19 protein-coding genes and 2 pseudogenes are annotated in these 20,434 nt (G+C 34.1%); 6 read left to right on the top strand and 15 right to left on the bottom strand.

Annotated elements, in window-relative coordinates:
• Positions 1–99: 99 nt before the first annotated feature.
• The 4 genes and pseudogenes from WBP_RS05630 to ygfZ form a co-directional block, all read right to left on the bottom strand.
• Positions 100–288 (bottom strand): hypothetical protein, encoded by a 189-nt coding sequence (locus tag WBP_RS05630; protein ID WP_225416071.1) that lies wholly within the window; start codon positions 286–288, stop codon positions 100–102.
• A gap of 765 nt (positions 289–1,053) precedes the next feature.
• Positions 1,054–1,461: pseudogene (locus WBP_RS06200) on the bottom strand (DUF3168 domain-containing protein).
• 359 nt (positions 1,462–1,820) lie between these two features.
• Entirely contained in the window at positions 1,821–2,003 is a 183-nt protein-coding gene (locus WBP_RS05620) for a phage head-tail connector protein (RefSeq protein WP_011256546.1), read from the bottom strand.
• Positions 2,004–2,797: 794 nt separating this feature from the next.
• Entirely contained in the window at positions 2,798–3,595 is a 798-nt protein-coding gene (ygfZ, locus tag WBP_RS02030) for a CAF17-like 4Fe-4S cluster assembly/insertion protein YgfZ (protein WP_167895907.1), read from the bottom strand.
• Between the two features lie 156 nt (positions 3,596–3,751).
• Between ygfZ and WBP_RS02025 the strand changes: the two genes are divergently transcribed.
• The 3 genes from WBP_RS02025 to WBP_RS02015 all read left to right on the top strand — a co-directional run bounded on the left by WBP_RS02025 (position 3,752) and on the right by WBP_RS02015 (position 6,555).
• Positions 3,752–4,033 (top strand): co-chaperone GroES, encoded by a 282-nt coding sequence (locus WBP_RS02025; protein WP_202943180.1) that lies wholly within the window; start codon positions 3,752–3,754, stop codon positions 4,031–4,033.
• A 101-nt stretch (positions 4,034–4,134) separates the two neighbouring features.
• On the top strand, positions 4,135–5,787 hold the full coding sequence (groL, locus tag WBP_RS02020) for a chaperonin GroEL (protein WP_011256549.1): 1,653 nt from the start codon (positions 4,135–4,137) through the stop codon (positions 5,785–5,787).
• A 264-nt stretch (positions 5,788–6,051) separates the two neighbouring features.
• On the top strand, positions 6,052–6,555 hold the full coding sequence (locus WBP_RS02015; protein WP_167895906.1) for a protein-disulfide reductase DsbD domain-containing protein: 504 nt from the start codon (positions 6,052–6,054) through the stop codon (positions 6,553–6,555).
• A 181-nt stretch (positions 6,556–6,736) separates the two neighbouring features.
• On the opposite strand, the pseudogene terL reads toward WBP_RS02015, so the two are convergent.
• From terL to yihA, 10 genes and pseudogenes are all read right to left on the bottom strand, one after another.
• Positions 6,737–8,094: pseudogene (terL, locus tag WBP_RS06195) on the bottom strand (phage terminase large subunit).
• A 530-nt stretch (positions 8,095–8,624) separates the two neighbouring features.
• On the bottom strand, positions 8,625–9,797 hold the full coding sequence (locus WBP_RS02005; RefSeq protein ID WP_167895905.1) for a porin: 1,173 nt from the start codon (positions 9,795–9,797) through the stop codon (positions 8,625–8,627).
• Positions 9,798–9,971: 174 nt separating this feature from the next.
• Complete coding sequence (locus WBP_RS05605) at positions 9,972–10,178, bottom strand: hypothetical protein (RefSeq protein WP_246166087.1); 207 nt, start codon at positions 10,176–10,178, stop codon at positions 9,972–9,974.
• 251 nt (positions 10,179–10,429) lie between these two features.
• Positions 10,430–10,558 carry a hypothetical protein gene (locus WBP_RS06020; protein WP_256366206.1) on the bottom strand — a complete coding sequence of 43 codons (129 nt, stop codon included), beginning with the start codon at positions 10,556–10,558 and terminating at the stop codon, positions 10,430–10,432.
• Complete coding sequence (locus WBP_RS05600) at positions 10,536–10,679, bottom strand: hypothetical protein (RefSeq protein ID WP_246166085.1); 144 nt, start codon at positions 10,677–10,679, stop codon at positions 10,536–10,538. The genes WBP_RS06020 and WBP_RS05600 overlap by 23 nt, the downstream gene beginning before the upstream one ends.
• A 445-nt stretch (positions 10,680–11,124) precedes the next feature.
• A complete protein-coding gene (locus tag WBP_RS01995; RefSeq protein WP_167895904.1) occupies positions 11,125–11,340 on the bottom strand; it encodes a hypothetical protein in 216 nt (71 codons plus the stop codon).
• Between the two features lie 30 nt (positions 11,341–11,370).
• Positions 11,371–11,526, bottom strand: coding sequence for a hypothetical protein (locus tag WBP_RS01990; protein WP_167895903.1), 156 nt, complete (start codon positions 11,524–11,526; stop codon positions 11,371–11,373).
• A gap of 139 nt (positions 11,527–11,665) precedes the next feature.
• Positions 11,666–12,127 (bottom strand): dUTP diphosphatase, encoded by a 462-nt coding sequence (gene dut / locus WBP_RS01985; RefSeq protein WP_167896308.1) that lies wholly within the window; start codon positions 12,125–12,127, stop codon positions 11,666–11,668.
• 75 nt (positions 12,128–12,202) lie between these two features.
• A complete protein-coding gene (gene argB, locus WBP_RS01980) occupies positions 12,203–13,114 on the bottom strand; it encodes an acetylglutamate kinase (RefSeq protein ID WP_167896307.1) in 912 nt (303 codons plus the stop codon).
• 4 nt (positions 13,115–13,118) lie between these two features.
• On the bottom strand, positions 13,119–13,712 hold the full coding sequence (yihA, locus tag WBP_RS01975; protein ID WP_167895902.1) for a ribosome biogenesis GTP-binding protein YihA/YsxC: 594 nt from the start codon (positions 13,710–13,712) through the stop codon (positions 13,119–13,121).
• A gap of 122 nt (positions 13,713–13,834) precedes the next feature.
• Between yihA and prfA the strand changes: the two genes are divergently transcribed.
• Positions 13,835–14,914, top strand: coding sequence for a peptide chain release factor 1 (gene prfA / locus WBP_RS01970; protein ID WP_167895901.1), 1,080 nt, complete (start codon positions 13,835–13,837; stop codon positions 14,912–14,914).
• Positions 14,915–14,930: 16 nt separating this feature from the next.
• Here prfA and WBP_RS01965 read toward each other — a convergent pair whose 3' ends face one another.
• Positions 14,931–16,097 (bottom strand): multidrug effflux MFS transporter, encoded by a 1,167-nt coding sequence (locus WBP_RS01965; RefSeq protein WP_167895900.1) that lies wholly within the window; start codon positions 16,095–16,097, stop codon positions 14,931–14,933.
• 1,273 nt (positions 16,098–17,370) lie between these two features.
• Between WBP_RS01965 and WBP_RS05595 the strand changes: the two genes are divergently transcribed.
• Positions 17,371–17,598, top strand: coding sequence for a hypothetical protein (locus tag WBP_RS05595; RefSeq protein WP_246166082.1), 228 nt, complete (start codon positions 17,371–17,373; stop codon positions 17,596–17,598).
• A 206-nt stretch (positions 17,599–17,804) separates the two neighbouring features.
• A complete protein-coding gene (gene alaS, locus WBP_RS01950; protein WP_167895899.1) occupies positions 17,805–20,432 on the top strand; it encodes an alanine--tRNA ligase in 2,628 nt (875 codons plus the stop codon).
• Positions 20,433–20,434 lie beyond the last annotated feature (2 nt).

The following is a 20,434-nucleotide window of genomic DNA, read 5'->3' as shown; positions in this document are numbered from 1 at the left end:
GCACCTAGTAGACTCCTCCAAACTGCTTCCCTACCATATATACGAGCTTATTTTCATTGTCATCAGCGATTTCCCCCTGCCCTTCTTTTCGGACCCATTCTATGAGCAATAACTGAAGACAACACTTCCCTTAAAAGACTTCATTCGTTTCTTTGCTTTATGAACATCTCCATCGCTTGCTGCCTCATGTCCATGGCTTAAGTGCTTAGCGTTCATTAGCTCCTTTTGTTGCTGAGCAAACATACCACTTAACACTTCTCCCATTATTTGTTTCCTTCGTTTTTCCATGACTCTTTCTCATAGACTCTAATTTATCACGAGTATGCTTTGCAGTTTAATTCTATATCAATAATCTTCAGATGCTGCCTAACTATACAAAGTTTCTATTAGCCTACCTACACTTCGCTTTACTTGCATAGCACTTTTGTAACTATCTAAACTATTGATTCCTTCATCAATTTGATCTAAAATGTCCCTAAAAGTTTTTAAGTAGCCTTAAATATACTGTGCTATATCTTTCTCTTTGTGTTGCTCTTCTTGGTTTAGCTGACTTCATTTTTTAAACCCCTCTCTATCTATAATCTTTATTTTCTCTACTATTATTGTTTCCTTTTCTAAAAGATAATCGCTATTCATAATTTGATTAAAATTTCCACCAACTACTATTGTATATGAAAAGATTAAATTGATGTTAATGGAGGGTATTTACAACTTCAGCTCTAGCTAAAACCATAGTGAAGCTGTCAAAGCAGCGGGGTCATATAACCTCTCATACAGTTCAATAAACATCTGAGCCTAACCTTCTCTCTAGCATTAAAATTAACTTTATAATCATTATTAGAGTTCAATATAGCAGAATTACATGACAATTCATCAGCCAATATGGAGTCTAAAATTCCGTTAATTTTTATTGTAATGTGTCTGCTTCTAGCACAACCTAATACTTTTCCCCAGCTAAAAGAAGAAATATCTTTTATTTTCTCTATGTATTATACAAAGTAAACCTCAAATTTCGTAATATTATTTAACACGACAAAATTATTATCATGACCTTTAATCTTTAGCTGCAACTTGCTCATTATCACCCCCTTTTATAAAAATATCAAAGTTAATTGTCGATGTGAGACTTCATCATGCTGATCTATAGCACAATCACTCTTTAAAATGGTTTCATTATCAAGACCTCTAATACCCTCAAGTATCAAGTTAATAAGTTTTGTAACGGCAAACGCACTACTTATATGATAAGTATATAAGTCGCATAAGAATCTTGCCTTCGTAGCAAAATTGGATAGCGTATGAAGGTTGTTATGATTTACCATGTGCAATCTTAAGTAGGGAATAGTGATCCGCTTAGGCAAGTAATTATAAATTTAGTAACGTGTTTCCTTAAATTAGAGTCCATTTTAGTGCTGTATAAATGCTATTGTACAACTCATTTATAACCTGAATTTTCTCTATAATTGACCCATTTGTCCACGCTTATTTAAAAAACAACCCATGGTTCACGGAATGGGGAATACACCTCCTTCACTTCAGACAAATATCTACTCACCTCCAATTTCACGATTTTTATAAAGAGCAGAAACATGCTGCATAATGCCTAGCTTTATCCGTCCAGGAACACTGTCATAGCCGGCTTCATATACAACATCAACCCTTATTGCATAAGAATAATTGAAAAATTCAACGTAGTCTCCTGCATAACTGAAAAGATATTTAAGTGTTCTCTTCTCTTAACTTTTAGATATTGTGCAGTAGCAGATATTATTACCTTAATAGTATCATAGCTTAAATAGATTCTATGAAGTACATAACCTTCACAATAAAACTTGCCACGTTTGTTTTACTAGCGAATTTTTCATATACCATCCAGCGTAATCGGTTGCTATAAAAATTAGATTTGAAATCAACTTATCATCTTGAGCATTTTCAATGCGCAAAAAAGATTTAACTTCCTTCAAAGTCACTGGAAGAGATCCAGGCTTAGATTTATGCTGCAATATATTCTTGCTGAAATAGACATAATAACCCTCCTTATATGTGTGTATAGCGTAAGTAAGATTTCCCCTGCTAATAGGATCTATGGCTTTGAGATACCATAAGAATGTCGAGAAACTACACCTATTTCAGCTAAACTTCTCGCATTCAATATTAAGTTAAATCTGTATAGCAGCAATTCTAAATGCTTGAAAATTTTGAACTTTTTACTATAAATTCCTTACTGTTGTCCTACTACATTAAGGAGAAACCATATTAAAGCTATTTCTCCCTTTTTGTTAATAAAAATCAAACTTACAGCGTATTCAACTAGGCTAGGTTTCAGCAAATTAACATTTTGAGGATAAATATTATTGAAGATGAAGTTTAACTCCCTAGCAAGCAAATTGCGAAACTTTTGTACGCTATTATATGCGATATTTTTAAGCTTATGCGCAAATTCGTCTTGAGCGACAGCTGTTAATTCTTAATTTCTTCATAAAATTATTTCAGCTCCTTTCTCTTACTCTTAAAAATTTTTGTGAAAGTTTTCATATTTATTTAACTTAACCACTATTGCAGTTATAATGATGATGAAAAACTACCAAAGTAAAAAATTTATACTCCACCTATAACTGTACAAACATCTGATTGGAAGGTAAGCTCTTCTTCCATAATTCGAATAGCTGACACTGATTACGGATATTGTTTTCTACTCATTCTCTCAGAACACGTTATTTACTGAATAACTTGCAAATACTCTTTACTAGATTCCAGCATCAAGCACTATCTTAAGGCTTTAACCTCTTACAACACTCTAACGCACAAATACCCCAATCCCATCAGCGTATAAGTTTGCATGGCTTTTTCCAGTGTTGAGCAGTGCTAGCCCGATGTTGTCTATGCTAGAGCGCAGTTCCCCTACTTCCTCATTATTTTCATTCGTTACTTTGGTGCCAATATTGGGCAGTGCATTATCCCCCTCAACAAGGTAAAGCTTTTTTCTGAATATTTCTTGTCTGCTCATTCGACTTACAACTTCCTGACCTATATAACATCCCTTGTTAAAGCTTATACCGTTTATCTTATCGATTAAATATTGCAGCGGAAACGACAAATTTTGCACCATATCTTTCGCTCCATCTGGAACAAGATTTTGGATTCTCACTCTTTCATATTGAGCAAAATCTCCAACTAGTTCCTTTATTTCATTTTTGTGTATTATCCTCATTTCCAATAACTTATGTCTTGGGTCTTGAAAAATAACCTGTGACTCATTGCTACACTCCGTTGACTTAGTATCAAACAAAACCCCAACCTTATATAGTGCACTAATGTCCTTAATCTTCACTCTTAAATAAGTTTTGAGCAAATCTAGTTTCTCAATTATTTGTTGCAAGTACATGTTTTCACATTCTAAGAGGATACATTTACCATATTCAATGAGAAAAAAATCGTATAGGTATTTTCCCTGAGGACTAAGTAATAAAGAATAAATAGCCTTTTGGCTATTTAACTTATTGATATCATTTGTTATAACACCCTGGAGGAAATCCCTCGTATCTGGGCCGTATAAAACTATTACACCACGGCTTGGCAATGGTATATAACCCATAAAATTTCTACTAATAATGAACCTAAATTTCACTATACAGCATCGAGCACTTCTCGTCTTCTCATATTTTACAAGTTCCAGCCCTTGAAATCTAACTTACAAATGCATATATAGATTTATAGGTTAATTTGTTGATGAGGAAAACGAATGTCAAGTATAAGCTTAAGTGTATTGGATGATAGTGTTCTGATTAAACCTATCAATGAAGAAAAGCAAGGTGGGATTGTACTTCCATCAAGTGCTGAAAAGAAACCTACTAAAGGTGAAGTTATAGCAATCGGTGAAGGTTCACGCAATTCAAGTGGCGAACGCATAGCTTTGACTGTAAAAGCTGGTGATAAAGTGTTTTATCGCCAATGGGCTGGTACAGAAATAGAACACGGTAGTGAAAAGCTTATCGTAATGAAGGAGTCAGATATACTTGCTATTATTAAGTAGCAGTCTTTATTTTTACTAAATTAAAACAAAGCACAATATAGTGCATTACAAATAATTTTATTATAGTTTTCTAAGTTTTTTATTAACAAGAGGTGATAAAAATGACTAATGTAGTAGTGTCAGGTGAACAGTTGCAAGAAGCTTTTCGTGAAGTTGCAGTGATGGTGGACTCAACGGTAGCAATAACTGCTGGACCTAGAGGAAAAACAGTAGGGATTAATAAGCCCTATGGAGCACCAGAAATTACAAAAGATGGTTATAAGGTAATGAAGGGTATTAAGCCTGAAAAACCTTTACATGCTGCAATAACAAGCATCTTTGCTCAAAGTTGTTTTCAATGTAATGATAAAGTTGGTGATGGTACAACAACGTGTTCAATACTAACTAGCAACATGATAATGGAAGCTTTAAAGTCAATTGCCGCTGGAAACGATCGTGTTAGCATCAAAAACGGGATGCAAAAGGCAAAAGATGCAGTATTAGAAGGGATTACATCAATGTCCCGCACAATTCCTTTGGAAAAAATGGATGAAGTAGCACAAGTTGCAATAATTTCTGCAAATGGTGATAAGGATATTGGTAATAGCATTGCTGATGCTGTTAAAAAAGTTGGAAAAGAAGGTGTGATTACCGTTGAAGAAAGTAAGGGCTCAAAAGAGTTAGAAGTTGAGCTTACTACTGGTATGCAATTTGATCGCGGTTATCTTTCTCCATACTTTATCACAAGTAATGAGAAAATGATTGTAGAATTTGATGATCCATATCTCTTAATTACAGAGAAAAAATTGAGTATTATACAGCCATTGCTTCCTATTCTTGAAGCTGTTGTTAAGTCTGGTAAACCTTTGCTTATTATTGCAGAAGATATTGAAGGTGAAGCGTTAAGTACTTTGGTTATCAACAAATTGCGTGGTGGTCTAAAAGTTACTGCAGTGAAAGCTCCAGGTTTTGGAGATAGAAGAAAAGAGATGCTTGAAGATATAGCAGCTTTAACTGGTGCTAAATATGTAATAAAAGACGAACTTGGAATCAAGATGGAAGACCTAACTCTTGAAGATCTTGGTACTGCTAAAAATGTTAAAGTTACTAAAGATAATACTACAATTGTCAGCGGAAGCAGTGACTCTGATAGAGTAAAAGCTAGAGTCGAGCAGATCAAATCTCAAATTGAAACCTCAACTTCTGATTATGATAAAGAAAAGCTAAGGGAGCGTTTAGCAAAGCTATCAGGTGGCGTTGCTGTGCTTAAAGTCGGTGGAGTAACTGAAGTAGAAGTTAAAGAGCGTAGAGATAGAGTTGAGGATGCATTACATGCAACAAGAGCTGCAATTGAAGAAGGTATAGTTCCAGGTGGTGGAGTTGCACTTCTTTATGCTTCGTCTGCTCTCGATAAGCTAAAAGGTGGAAGTGATGAAGAACAGATAGGTATAAATATTATCAAGAAAGTTCTCAGTGCCCCAATCAAGAGATTAGTTAAAAATGCTGGCCTTGAGTCCGCTGTTATAATTGATCATTTGACTAAGCAGAATGATAAAGAGCTTATATATAATGTCGAGGCTATGAATTACGCTAATGCATTTACTGCCGGTGTCATTGATCCAGCAAAGGTAGTACGTATTGCTTTTGAAACAGCGATATCCGTTGCAAGTGTGCTGATTACTACTGAATCTATGATAGTTGATGTACCAAACAAGGAAGAAAACGCTTCATCTTCTATGGGTGCAGGCGGCATGGGTGGAATGAATGGATTCTAAGTAAACGAAACCTTGGAGCAAATTGCTCCAAGGATATCTTTTAGTTCTCAAAATTTCATATTTTACTGTTTATTAAAGATAATACGAATAAATTGTAATACAGTTGCTTTGTACAAAAAGGTACTATTGTATTGCTGTTTATTTTCTATAGTGATTTATTCTTTTCACTCCTTAGTGCTATATTAATAAATTATTAGTATAATGTTGTTAAATATAGTAATAAAAATCTAAATACCTCCTTTACAAAAGGATAGAATTATCTTTATGAAAATAAGTATATATTTAATATTGTTTTTGCTTTTCTCTTGCACTCAACTGTATGCTAACGAAGAAGTTGCAAAATTTGATTTGCTTATTGGTAAGGTAAATGAAGCAAGCCTCACCTTTGAAGGTGCAATAAAGGTTACAATAAAACCAGGCTGGCATATATATTACAAAGATCCTGGAGATTTTGGTCTCCCCACTTCTTTTGATTGCAAGGGTAATACATCAAATATAGATATTCACTGGCCTACTCCAAAAGAGCATAGAGATAATTTAGGAAGAGAGATATTTATCAGTAACGTATATGAGAACATGGTGTTATTTCCCTTTAGGGTGAATATGTTTTCAAGTCAAGAGTATGTTGATCTTAACTTTCATATAAAATATGCGATATGTAAAGATAAGTGCATTCCTAAAAATGCTGAGATAAAAGTCAGACAGCCACTGAAGAATTTTGTAGATTCTGATGTCAATGAACTCATAAATGAGTGGTATAAAAAATAGAGCTCCAGAGAGGTAATCTAGTTAAGCTGCCAAATTTCAGTGCGTACTGTACAAACGTTACAATTTACAGGTAATTTATGCAATAAATAGTATTAAGTGTGCTGATTTTACCATGAATATCTCAAATAAAGTTGTGGGAAAAACTCCTGATTCTGAAGGTATTGGTGTTAGTTTTTCTTATTCACTGCAGGTATTGTATGGTGCTGTCCACTTGGTCATCATGACGGATTCCTGGAAACATTAAAATCTCATACTCAAAATCTTCTAGCCATACTGCTTGATGCAGTAGAAAAACCTTGCCAGACTCTATAGTAGGAACTAATTTAATGAAATCAAGTAAGCTTATCATTATGTGGCATTATTTCGACAATGGCTAAATCACTGCTTACCTTCAGATCTTGTACTAATTGTTGACCACTTGTTTCTGCTTCAATCAAAATTGCATGTGGCATCCATCTTTCTGCTAAGGACAAAACTAAGAGTTTTGGATATTCAAATTTTGCACGTTATACATCAAGTAAATAGAATTTATTACCTACTTTGCCCAGGTAGTGCGGACGCTAAAGTTGCTAGCGTCGCCTATTAAAACTGCAGTATTCTAGCTTTAAGCTATAGGCAAAGAGATCATCAGGAAAACTTCTATAGCGCTTCCAGCCCACTCTTGTTTAATTATATCACTTAAAAGCGACAGAGGGTTTTTGTTGATATTGTACAGCAAAAGCGTAATTCCCAAGTCAATTTTTATCGTTTCAATCTCTTCTTTTCCTCCATCTAGAAGATATAGCAACTGATCTTCTTCCCTCGAGGGTAATATTACGATGGCGTTATTTTAGCACTTGATGCTGTAATTCAGCTCTTGTAATTATTTGTAGTTACTCTGATTACAGGAATAAGAGAAGGAGACATTGGCTTTTCAATTGAATAGATAGACTCCTTATTTTTAGCTATTGTTGGCAAACAAATTTAATGCAACATATTTTTCGGTTTGGAGAGAAGGTGTCAGGTTAAATCTTCCTGATGTAGCCTATGCATCACAAGTACAATTATTCCTTTTTTCTATTGTTGAGCCAGTTACTAAAGTCTGATCAAACTAGCTTGTGGCACGCTTTCTAAGCGTTTCGCTCAAAGCTTGAGCGGAACTCAGTGGGTCGTTGACAATAATAAAATCACCTTCTTGCTAGTTAATGTTCCCCCAACAGACGTTGCAATTTTGTATTCTCTCCGCACTGTTTGAAATTTATACTTAGTATTTTGTTCTATGGATAGTTCTACTTCTAGAAATAGCTTTTTATACCAATCAGACTGCATTATGCACCTAGTATCGAGCGAGTGCTTTTCGCTGGGAATAGCTCACAATTATTACTCTTACGCATATGGGCTTCGTCGAGCGTGAAGGCATACTAAATATTATTCGTCTCACTGCACCAGTGCCTGCCGCTTTAAGTTGTTCGCTATGACTTTTATATATTAATAATCATTATACTCACATCCCGTACTACCGTTTTGAAAGCATAACTCAATGAGTTTGAGAAAGTTTATATTTTCTATGTTAGTGAGCGTCCTTGCTGTTTATTCCACTCCCCTCTTTTTGTCATTCCAGTGCTCCGACATTGGGATTCAACACACTGGAATGGCAATTCCTCATCATACTCCACAGTATCTTTAGATCTCGCTAAGGAACGACGGTAGTTACAAATATTTAGGAAATTTATTAAATAGAAAAAAAGGCAAAAAACCACGTGGTGCGAGTTTTAACCCTATAATAGTTTAAATTGGCGCTGTAATAATTTGTTGACGCTTAGTTTAAACGCGATTTAGCTGAATGTAGAAAAAATTTAAAAGACATACAGCTACGATAACTTGATGTAATAAGCCAAAAAATACCTTAAGTTCTTTACTGAACTTTGTTATTGAACCTGTGCAGGTCAAAAACAAGTTACGAGTCAGAAATACCCTTAATGCCATGGCCATGAGGTTTTTGAAATTTATTAAAGTAGTTTTTTACATTTCTGTGAGCTATTTGGATAATAGAGAAGAGTGTTGAAGTGAAAGAAAGTAATACAACTTTATTAAAAAATTAACTTCAATCCAGCTAAGAGTATGTAACCTGAGTTGTTATTCATTACTTTAGGTTTTCCGGTATTAAATTTCACAATATCGAAATAGTATGAAGTGCCCATAAAAAGAGGATATTCAAGACTCAAAGCATATGAAGTTAATTTGTTTATACCCTTGCCTATAATATCCTGGCCACCATTAAAATATGTTAAGCTCAACTTGCGGGAATCAGAGCGGTAAGCAACACCTGCATTCATGTAATATGTGCTACTTACTTCAGAATCAAGCTTCTTACCAGATTTACCGCTATTACCATATGAAAAAATGCAATCAAGATTGAAAAACTTCAGTTTCAAACCAAAATTCCAGTGCAGTAATTGATTGTGACACTGGAGATTGCTAGGATTTCTGTTGGTACAATCAGCTAAATCTCCCCTTGCAAATTCACCAGTCAAAGTAGTAGTAAAGCTTATATCATCTGATAGGCCATTTTTATAGGAAAGGCCAGAAGCAACCAGATTGTTGTACTGTAAGTTACTTTTTCCTGGAACATAACTGAGCCCCAATTGAAAATTATAAATCTCAGGAGAGATATAGCTTACCACTGGCTGCTTTAACTTTAGTTTAAGTCCACTGTAATTACTATAAATACTGGGCTTTACCCAGAACACCTCATCTTTATCATATCCAGCACCATCATCTTTTTTTTCATTACCAAGCAAGTTTGCATAGTTTGCCCAGTAACCATTTGCCCCTCCAGCAGCTACATAAATCTTTGAAGTGTTAATCAGCATACTTTGGCTAACCAAATTTCTTTTACCATATTCAATTGATCCAAGCCCCTGGTTTTTAATGATAAAATACCATTCCTCCATGTTTAACTTCTCTATGTCTAACGCTTTTAGATTAGAAATATTGGAAACCTCTGCCTTTATATTAAACCCCATTTGAGTATTTGGATAAACACGTTGTAAATAAAAAAGGCGCAGGTATGAATAACTTGAAGTCTTATCTTTAGGCTTAATATTGAAAGAATCTTTGTTGAAGGTATAGCTAAATCTCAAATCCATTTTCCCGTCTAGCTCTGTATAAAATATTTCCTTGTCCAAAATTACTCTAGCACCAGTATTACTTTGTGAAAACAACAATGAAAACAGTATCACTAGGCAGTACCTTAATTTCATGAATAAACTCAAAGTCTTTATAAAAGTCTAAGTTTAAACTCAATATAGGCAAAAGACAACTTTCCAGAAGGCGCCTCCGATTTTTGCACTAAACCTAAACTTTAGGCCAGCTTTTGAGCTACTTTTCCATAAATTACTGATATACTGGGTAATTTCCGCTTTAATAACTGCTTATTAATAGCAAAATGTTATACGATCAATTATTTGAGGTGTGTTGTGTGCATTATAGTTAATCAAGATAAAAAGCACTTTATTTTTATCAGCATATCTGAGTAAATCGTCACTACGGCAATTTTTGTAGAAATGCTCTATAACAACTTTCAGTGCATCATTTATCTCATCACAGTTACTATCAAAACTGAATGATTCCCGTAGCCACATTCATTTAGTGCCGCAGGGTAAAGCTTGATACAACACATAACTCTAAAGTAGAAGACTCATTATCTGGTATATCAAATAAGTCGTGGTTTTTATATTTCTTACCCATTAGATATTCATTAATTTATGAGGCAGGCTTACGTCATGTATCAATAGCTCATAATTAATCTTGTGACTAGTGAACCACATGGTACGAAAAACTTCACTTTTTTCTTTATATCTTCTCCTTTAGCGTCAATTAAGGAAAAAATCTATCACTTTATAGGCAATATATCAAGTAAATCGTGTCTATCTTCGTTATACTCCAAATAATCCTCCACATCATCAGCTGTTCTTGTGTTAATATTAATTAACGGCTTGTTAAGTAAATTCTCCCTTTTCATATTTTAACAAATCCCTTACAGCTTGACTTAGCCTTAAAATTGATAAAGTTCTTTTCTTATTATCCTGATAAACAGATATCACAGCATCATCTTTCCTTCTTGCAGTTATAAAATCTTCCATACTTTTACTCTATACAGAGTATTTATAAGTATAATAAGATTGCATTAAAATTTATTTACCTATAATAGTCTTGATTGGATATAATAGAAGTGGACTAACGTCATATTTTGTTTTATAGCTAGCTACGTTTGATGGTGATAAAGATAAAATAACTTTTGTCGTTCCAGTGTGGCGCCTGAAATCCATGAACTCTTCAGAAAAAAAAATAGGCAAATTTAGCCTACCTCCTTACTTTATAAGTATTACTCCTTTCTTTGTGTGTCTTGTTGAGCTTGTTCAACAACAACTTATCCTAAATAAGTGTTAACTTCAGCACCCTGTTTGTCTAATTTATTTGTCACCTCACTTTCACCTGCTGAGGTGTACTCACCGTCTTTGTTTTTCGCTTCTAGTGAAGCTATACCTAGTAATAAGATATTAACTTCCTGCTGGAAAAGCTGATCATCTATAGTAATACGGTAATCTTATCTTCTAAGCTGAAGTATAAACAATATTCATCATCTATCATGCTTACTTTCTTCATCCTTGTTTTGTTACTTTCTTTTATTTTATTATATACATCTTCTATCATTTGTATCACTACTTTACCATCATTAGTAACAACAATCTTCGGAGCTTTTAACTCAGATATTTTATTGTTTTTGTTGATTGCATATACCATTAAACCTGCGATTGCTAAAAATAATATAACTTAAGCTATTAAAACTGGTAGAGTTACTATAGAAACCAGCCCTATAGTTCCCAGTAAAGTTGGTTTAATAAATGCAACTATTGCTATTAATGTAGTTATAGAAGCTAAGCAGCGCCTACCGTAAGAGTAGTGTTCATTTTTTGCAGAATTAACCATAATGGTTTTTGAGAGTTTTGAAAACCGATATAATTACCTCTTTAATGAATTATTAATATATCTAAAATTATATATAAAAAATTACCTCGGTTCGAAACTTTTAACAAAAATTTTAGCTGATGGGTAACTTTTTCATAAACTATCTACCACTTGAACCAAAACCTCCTGCACTTCTTTCAGTTTCTTCAGTGTATAATCGTTCTGCATCATCCCAAATTACCCGGAACACAGGAGCAATAAGGATTTGTGCAATTCTATCTCCCCTTTTTATTTCATATGGCTGATTACTGAGATTAATTAGGCAAACTTTAATCTCACCGCGATAATCAGAGTCTATAGTGCCAGGAGAATTTAAGACAGTGATTCCATATTTTGCAGCAAGACCAGAACGTGGGCGAATTTGTCCCTCAAAACCATTTGGTATTACAATTACAATTCCAGTTGGAATAAGTAATCTTTCAAGTGGATTTAAAACAATAGAGTTACCCAGTGCAGCATAAAGATCCATACCAGCACTCTGCATAGTTGCATAACACGGAAGAGGCAAATCTTTCCCATGAGACAACTTTTTTATTTCTACTTTAATTTTATTTCTTTGTATCCTACCCACCAAAGCTCAAGTTATAGCATGTAAACTACATCTGCAAAAATGATATGCCACGGCAATCACGTTTAGCTATAAATCATTTACAATTGATACACTAGAATTGCTCTCAGTAAATAAATCAATCATAATATTAGGTATTCTCCCATTAACTATATGAGCAATTCCAGCACATTCTTCTACCATTTTAGCACATGCTATAAGTTTTTCAACAAATCTTTCTCCCTTAATTTTACCACAATTAATCGATGCATTTAAATTTTTAACAGATATCTTCCTACCATCAATTTTATCCATTTCTTCACATACGTCGCTAAAGATTATCATTTTAGATGCAGAAACTGCAACTGCTATTGCACCCGCAGCGCCATCGGCATCAATGTGATATGTTTCTCCATTTTTTCCATGACCGATAGGCGCAATAACTGGTATAAAATCTGATTCTTCAATGAAAAACAATATATCAGGATTGATCTCAGTTGGTATGCCAATAAATCCCATATCTAATATCTTTTCTACATTATTCGATCCATTTTCTCTAAGTGTAGTACTTATTTTTTCGGCTTTTATTAGGTTGCCATCTTTTCCACATAACCCAATAGCTGAACCACCAGCAGAATTTATATGCTGAACAATTTTTTTATTAATTGAACCACATAACACCATTTCAATGATTCTCATAGTATCCTTATCTGTAAGTCTGATATCATTTACAAACTTACTATTGATACCCAAGATTTTTAGTACGGAATCAATTTCATACTCTCCATCATGGACTATAACCGGATTTATACCAAGCTGCTTCAACAAGACAACATTATGCACAAAGGTATTGAACAGTGTTTCATCCGATATTGTTATACCGCCACATTTGATAACAAAGGTTTCGCCTACAAAGTTGGGTATGCTAGACAGCGCTTCAAGTAATATTTTTGCTTTTTGCTCAAATGATACCTCACCCTTTAAAAATTCACTGTTCTTCATTCCCTTATCTTGTAAACTTGAAAAACTCATCTCTCACCTTGGTCATTTCATACTTAACACGGACGCTTATTTGACGAATTGACACACTTTCGTTATTAATCCATTTTCGAGTACTTTCTATAATAGCATCAAGATTCCCTCGATCTACTTTGTCTATTTTTGTTAGCACGACATCAAAGTTAATATTATTATATGTTAACCAATAAATAAAGTCTTTGTCTATTTCTTTTAGTCTTACTTTGCTATCTATCAGTACAAACACTCTTCTCAGGTTTCTTCTATGAATCAAATAGTATTCAACTAAGCCTAAGTACTGTATTGTTTCATCCTTGCTTGCATGAGAACAGCCATACCCTGGTAGGTCAACAAGTCTGAATTTATCATTGTACATAGAATAAAAATTTATTTGTCTAGTGCATCCAGGTTTAGAAGAAACTCTGGCAGCTTTTTTGCTGTTTATCAGTAAGTTAATTAAACTAGATTTTCCTACATTTGATCTGCCAGCAAACGCAATTTCTGGTGCTGATTCATTTGGTAATGACTTTATGTCTGAAGCCCCAAACATAAAATTGCTGTTTAATGTTATCCGCCTTACCATTATATTATATAGAAATACCTAAAGTAGTAGGTATATTATAATGTCATTACTTGATGTAAAAAATTTTTTATTTCAAGTATATATTGCTCACTTAAACAGTTGAAATATTAGACCAGAGCTGTATGGATATAGAAAACAACTTACAAGATTTAAAGAGAAAATTCAACTATATAGAAAGGAAATTAGAAAATCCTACCAATTTAAGTAAAAAAGAATTTATCAACCTTTCAAAAGAATATTCTGAACTCAGGCCGATTATCAAGATAATCAATGAATATGACACGTTAAAAAAGGAAATTTTAGACTTAGAGGAAATAATAAAAGATGAAAATAGTGAATATGATATAAAGGAGCTGGCCAAAGAAGAATTTTTCGAAAAGCAAAAGGTATTATTACCACAAGTAAAAGCTAAATTAAAATTGGCACTACTGCCTAAAGATGAAGATGATTCAAGAAATGCAATACTAGAAATTAGAGCAGGTACAGGAGGAGAAGAAGCAGCATTATTTGCAGCAATGTTATTCCGAATGTACCAAAAATATGCAGAAAGAAGAAATTGGAAATTTGAGCCAATAAGTATTTCCAGCACAGGTATAGGTGGTTATAAGGAAGCTTCTGCACTTATCAATGGAACAGAAGTTTTTGCAAGGCTGAAATTTGAATCAGGAGTACATAGGGTACAGCGAGTGCCAGAAACTGAATCTTCGGGAAGGTTACATACTTCTGCAGCTACTGTTGCAATATTACCTGAAGTTGAGGAGGTTGATTTTAAAATAGAAGAAAAAGATTTACGGATAGATGTTTATAGATCCAGCGGCCCTGGAGGACAATCAGTGAACACAACTGACAGTGCAGTGAGAGTTACTCACTTACCAACAGAAATGGTTGTAATACAGCAAGACGAAAAATCGCAGCACAAAAACAAAGCTAAAGCGCTCAAAGTATTGAGGGCAAGGCTATATGAAATTGAAAGACAAAAAAAAGAAATAGAAAGATCAACAATGAGAAAGAGTCAAATTGGCTCTGGAGATCGTTCTGAACGTATAAGAACTTATAACTTCCCACAATCAAGAATAACAGATCACAGAATCAATCTAACTTCACATCAGCTAGAGCAGATTATAAAAGAAGGCGAGCTAGATGAATTTATTGAGGTATTAATTTCACGTAATGAAGCAGAAAGACTGGCTGGGGAAAGTTAATACATATACACCTACATTAATGTAATGTATTTTTTAAAAGCAACAAATAGATAGTAAAAATAAGTTCTAACACTACCGCAGAAAGAACAAGGAGAGATACACTGATTGCCTGACCATTGTAAACGTAGCTTGTTAAACCGATAAAAATAGCTATGATAAAAGACCTGATAAACGAAACTGCAGAAGAAGCTGTACCTTTGATATCAGGGAAAATATTCAATGATGCATTGAAGATAACTGGCTGGCAAATTGCACAACCAACCACGAAAATAATCATAGACAGTGTTACTAAGCAAGACAAATGGGTCATAGTTAAACTGAATATTACAAGCGATAGAGACCCTATGACAATCATGCCTGTACCAGAAATTACACATCTTATTGCCCCAAGTTTCCGCAAAATTTTGCCAGTAAATAGACTGACAAGTGAGAAACATCCAACTATTGCACCTTGATGCAGCGCGTAAATAGTGCTAGATAAACCAAAAGTTTTCATATATAAAAAAGGTCCACAAGTGATGAATGACATATAAGCAGCAGAAAAAAAGCTTGGTACCAAAGACAACGCCATAAATTTTGAACTCGATAATAACTTTCTATAATCTTTCATCATTTTTTTCAAATTGAAAATATCGCGGTCCTTTTTTGTTTCCGGTAACGCTAAAAGCAGTAAAATCCAAGAGATCAAACAAATTATTGCAACACTTGCATAATTGCCACGCCACCCAATAATTCCATTAATGAAACTACCTAAGACTGGTGCAATTGCCATGACAACTGTGAGAACAGAATTCATGATTCCAATAAATTTTATAGCTTTGTTTCCTTGATAACTATCTGCAATAATTGTAAATACAACTACAGATGTGCTAACACCAATACCTTGAATAAAGCGGGAGATTAAAAGCCAAAAAACTGACGGTGCAAAAACACAACCAATAGCGCCAATTAACAGTAAAGTATTACCTATGATCATAATTTTCCTTCTGCCATAACATTCAGATAACGGACCAAAAAATAGCCCTCCTATACAAAGGCCCAGGAAATTATAAGCAATAGTTAACTGAATTGTACCTTCCAATATATTGAAATAGCGTGCTATATCTGGAAAGCCAGGTACAGAAATATCAATTTCAATAAATTGGGCAATCAGAGATAGAATCAACAGAAAGGGTAGTAACATTTAAAATTTTTAATTAATGGATAAAGGTAGCACATTTAAAGAGCTTAGCAAAGAACATTTTTATTATTACAAAAATGGCCCCCATTTTAAAATACTCTACATATTACAAAAAGAATTTACATTAGATCTCTTGCATAACAAGCCAGCAGCGATATATAAACCTCAGAAACGAAAAAATTACTTGACAAGCCCCGTCAGTCTCTTTAATCATGTGCAGTAAGGTTGTTTTATATAACTTCCTAACCTGGGTGGTTAAAACGGCAAGAAAGTCTTGTATTTGATGTACTGTTATTTAAATTTTTACACTTGTACACCTTATGTCTTTATAAAACTAGGTTTTTACCTATAAAGCGTTTAAGGCTAAAAAACACCAAATATAGAAAATAGATAGTAATTAGGGCTTTTTTTACCTTTTTTCCTATTTAGTAAATTTCTTAAATATTTGTAGCTAAGGATTTATATCAAACCTAAAATATAAGTTTTTAGTTATGAAAAGCAAAGTTTTTATAAGATTGACCTCACAGAAAAGAGGAGGGAAAGTTAGGCTATTTTGAAATAAAATGAAACGCCTGTTTGCAAGGGTTGAGATAGAGGGAACACACAACAAAGTTTAAAGTGGAAGTATAAAAAATTACACATCAACATTTTCTACTCTTTTTCACGAATTTCATGTTAAATAACATGATTGCATATACCTTATAGAAGGTATAAAAGTTTTTATGTTCTGGGTGACAGTTTACTCGATAATAGCACGTTTTGTGGAATCTTAGAAACATTCTCTTTGCAAAAAGCGTAAAATTTGATGACCCTTTTTATCAAGGCAGGTCTTTCAGAGTAATAGTCCTACTGCTGTTGAATACGTAGCGAAATTTAGATTTAGAATAGTTTAAATCTGGACGGAGTTATTTACCCTTTAGCAGGCACCATGGACGGCAAGATCAAAACTACGTAGTTTCGTATGTAGCAGTATCCAAAATTCCCGCCTCCATTTATTCCTATTTCTTCAACAAATTTCGTTTAGCTAACCAACAGTGATATTATGGGTTGCTACCACCTTGGCAATACTAGAGCTGAGGAAATACTGGAGCAGGCAGTTAGTGAAATATGTAATGCACTTAATGTTCTAAACAAACGGGGTGCTTAGTATGTAGTTGTTACAAATGCTTCTGACATTGACTTAATACTAGCTTTTAACAAAAATGGAAAAGCAAAGGTACTAGCTACAAAACTCACAGAGAGTTTCAATGTAAAATTAGCTAACAGTTTAGATGATATGAGGAAAAGTACAGATCTTGAAACAAAAGTATTTGACCTTAACTCTAAAATGAAAAATATGCTTAGCGAATATAAGAGCAAAGGTTTAAATTATCAAGATGTGTGTATATTGAATGTTGCAGATCAATTTAGAGGATTTAAGGAAAACATAAAAATACTTTTAAAGTTGATCCTAAAAGGAAAACTTGACGCTCACTATAATCCTGGTGTAGTAAAGAAACACTAAAGAACTATTTCTTTTTTGACTGTTTCCACTCAACTGCGGAACCTCACCATAAAGTTGGTAATGAAATATACGCTTGATTAAAAGCGATGAATGTGAGTTAATTCACACTAAATAACAAGAGAGTGTGCTCTTGTAACCAGATTGATTGATAAATTGATTTTACTATCATTGCAGCTTATTATGCATAGATAATCTCAGTAAAAATAATGAAGCTAAATGAAATTAGAGAAAGATTTATAAAATTTTTTGTACGTAATAACCACAAGCAGGTTTTTTCTTCTCCTTTAATTCCAGAACATGACCCAACGCTTATGTTCACAAATGCTGGCATGGTGCAGTTTAAAAACATCTTTACCGGTATACAAAAAACTGACATAAAACGTGCTGTCTCGAGTCAAAAGTGTCTGAGAGCAGGCGGTAAACATAACGATCTTGAAAATGTCGGCTATACGACTCGGCACCACACATTTTTTGAAATGCTCGGAAATTTTAGTTTCGGTGATTACTTCAAAGAAACTGCGATAGAATTTGCGTGGAAATTTATCACTGAAGAATTGTCTCTTGATAAAAACAGATTGTCCATAACCATCTACCATACTGATGATAAGTCATACGAAATTTGGCGTAAGGTAAGTGGCTTTTCAAACGATAAAATCATCATGATTGCAACAGATGACAATTTTTGGAGTATGGGCAATATTGGCCCATGTGGGCCATGTTCTGAAATTTTTTACGACTATGCAAAGCCTAATCTACAGAACGATGACAGAATTGTTGAAATCTGGAATCTAGTATTCATGGAATTTAATAAAGATGAGGAAGGCAATTTGCAAAAATTGCCAAAAAAATGCATCGATACTGGTATGGGCCTTGAGAGAGTAGCTGCTGTAATGCAAAACGTCTATGATAACTATGACATTGATCTATTTTCCGCTCTGATAAGTAAATCACAGGAATATTGTGGAGATGTAGAGAATAAAGCAGCACATAAGATCATTGCAGATCACCTTCGTGCAGCTGCATTTCTCATTGCAGAAGGGGTACTCCCTGGAAATGAAGGTAGAAATTATATATTACGCAGATTAATCAGGAGAGCCGTGCGTTACATTCATCAACTTGGATATAATGATCCCCTACTCCATCGCATTTTTCCAGTGCTGATAGATAGCACAAGTTCAGCTTATATGGGAGGTGTCTATCCTGAATTAATCAGAGCTAAAAGCTTAATAGAAACGACATTAAAATCAGAGGAAGAAAACTTTAAAGACACTCTGATAAAAGGTATTAATCTTTTGGAGAAATTCACTACAGATTTGAAACCAGGCGATACTTTATCGGGAGAGTCAGCGTTTAAACTATATGACACTTACGGATTTCCTTTAGATATCACACTCGATATTTTAAAAGAAAGAAAAATAAATTTCGATCAAAAGGGTTTTGATAATGCAATGGAAGAACAGAAAGAAAGAGCACGTGCTAAATGGACCGGATCTGGTGAAAAATCCATTGAGCAAATATGGTTTAATTTGATTGATAAATTTGGCAAAACAGAGTTTGTTGGTTATGAGTTTAGTGAGGTAAAGGATGCGAAAGTACTAGTCATACTTTCCTCTAAAAATGAAGTAATTGATTCTGCAAAAGAGGGAGAGAAGATAACCATTATACTTGATAAAACACCTTTTTATGGCGAATCAGGTGGACAGGTGGGAGATACTGGTAGTTTCATTATCCCTTCTATCACCCCAGTGCTTGATACTAGGATCCAGAAAAAAAATGATAGGTCATGCGATCGTATTACTGAAGGTATAGCTATAGTAGAGAATACCAATAAAGTTAATGACCTATACTTGCACAGATGCATAGTTAAATCTGGCTCAATTTGTAAAGATGACATAGTTACAGCAAGCACTGACAAGGAAAGAAGGCAAAACCTAAGAAGAAATCACTCAGCTACACATCTTCTGCACTTTGCATTAAGAAAAATCTTGGGTGATCATGTCACTCAAAAAGGTTCCCTAATTGCACCAGATAGATTACGATTTGACTTCAGTCATAACACTCAAGTTACTCGCGATCAGCTGTCTTTGATAGAAGATATGGTAAACTCTTTAATCAGAGAAAATCTTTCCGCACTCACAAAAATTCAGAGCATGAATCAGGCAATAGGTGAAGGGGCTATGGCACTGTTCGGTAAAAAATATGGCGATCAAGTTAGAGTTGTAAACATTGGAGATTCAAAAGAGTTATGTGGTGGCACACACGTGGAGCGTACTGGAGAAATTGGTTTATTTAAGATAATAACAGAATGTTCCATTGCATCTGGAGTAAGAAGAATCGAAGCTTTAACCGGTCAAGAAGCAATTGATTATGCACGTGATAATGAAATCAACTTAAGAAAAATTGCAGAACTCGTAAAAGCACCAGTAAATGAAATAACAAGCCGGTTAAGTATTTTAAACCAAGAGCGCAAAGAGTCCGAAACTAAAATAAAAAGCCTCTACAAAAAGCTTGTAAGCGCAGAAAACATAAAAAGCATTGAAATAAATGGAATGAATTTCGTAAGCCACTCTTTTACTGACATTCCAGCAAATATAGTAAGGGAATTCATTTTACAGCAACAAAAACCAAAAACGGTAATAGCTTTTACGGCAATGGAGAAAAATAAAACAGTGTTGATCGTTAAAGTAAGTAAAGATTTAGTCGATAAAATTAGCACGAAAGAACTGGTATCTACTGTAACTGGGGGAGTTTGTGGTGGAAATGCTGAGCTCACTCAAACAGGCTGTGATAGTAGTGATATTTTCACAGCTATTTACAGTTACTTAACAAGATAGTG

It is taken from the genome of Wolbachia endosymbiont of Brugia pahangi, from assembly GCF_012030695.1.
Lineage (GTDB): Bacteria > Pseudomonadota > Alphaproteobacteria > Rickettsiales > Anaplasmataceae > Wolbachia.
The sequence above is the reverse complement of the archived record's forward strand: the minus strand, read 5'-3'. Positions and strand labels throughout refer to the sequence as shown.

Coding starts and splice junctions, on each gene's coding strand:
- WBP_RS05630 (WP_225416071.1), bottom strand. CDS start 288: ATGGAAAAACGAAGGAAACAAATAATGGGAGAAGTGTTAAGTGGTATG.
- ygfZ (WP_167895907.1), bottom strand. CDS start 3,595: ATGGGTTATATACCATTGCCAAGCCGTGGTGTAATAGTTTTATACGGC.
- groL (WP_011256549.1), top strand. CDS start 4,135: ATGACTAATGTAGTAGTGTCAGGTGAACAGTTGCAAGAAGCTTTTCGT.
- WBP_RS02015 (WP_167895906.1), top strand. CDS start 6,052: ATGAAAATAAGTATATATTTAATATTGTTTTTGCTTTTCTCTTGCACT.
- WBP_RS02005 (WP_167895905.1), bottom strand. CDS start 9,797: ATGAAATTAAGGTACTGCCTAGTGATACTGTTTTCATTGTTGTTTTCA.
- WBP_RS05605 (WP_246166087.1), bottom strand. CDS start 10,178: ATGTGGCTACGGGAATCATTCAGTTTTGATAGTAACTGTGATGAGATA.
- WBP_RS06020 (WP_256366206.1), bottom strand. CDS start 10,558: ATGAAAAGGGAGAATTTACTTAACAAGCCGTTAATTAATATTAACACA.
- WBP_RS05600 (WP_246166085.1), bottom strand. CDS start 10,679: ATGGAAGATTTTATAACTGCAAGAAGGAAAGATGATGCTGTGATATCT.
- WBP_RS01995 (WP_167895904.1), bottom strand. CDS start 11,340: ATGGTATATGCAATCAACAAAAACAATAAAATATCTGAGTTAAAAGCT.
- WBP_RS01990 (WP_167895903.1), bottom strand. CDS start 11,526: ATGGTTAATTCTGCAAAAAATGAACACTACTCTTACGGTAGGCGCTGC.
- argB (WP_167896307.1), bottom strand. CDS start 13,114: ATGAAGAACAGTGAATTTTTAAAGGGTGAGGTATCATTTGAGCAAAAA.
- yihA (WP_167895902.1), bottom strand. CDS start 13,712: ATGGTAAGGCGGATAACATTAAACAGCAATTTTATGTTTGGGGCTTCA.
- prfA (WP_167895901.1), top strand. CDS start 13,835: ATGGATATAGAAAACAACTTACAAGATTTAAAGAGAAAATTCAACTAT.
- WBP_RS01965 (WP_167895900.1), bottom strand. CDS start 16,097: ATGTTACTACCCTTTCTGTTGATTCTATCTCTGATTGCCCAATTTATT.
- WBP_RS05595 (WP_246166082.1), top strand. CDS start 17,371: ATGAGGAAAAGTACAGATCTTGAAACAAAAGTATTTGACCTTAACTCT.
- alaS (WP_167895899.1), top strand. CDS start 17,805: ATGAAGCTAAATGAAATTAGAGAAAGATTTATAAAATTTTTTGTACGT.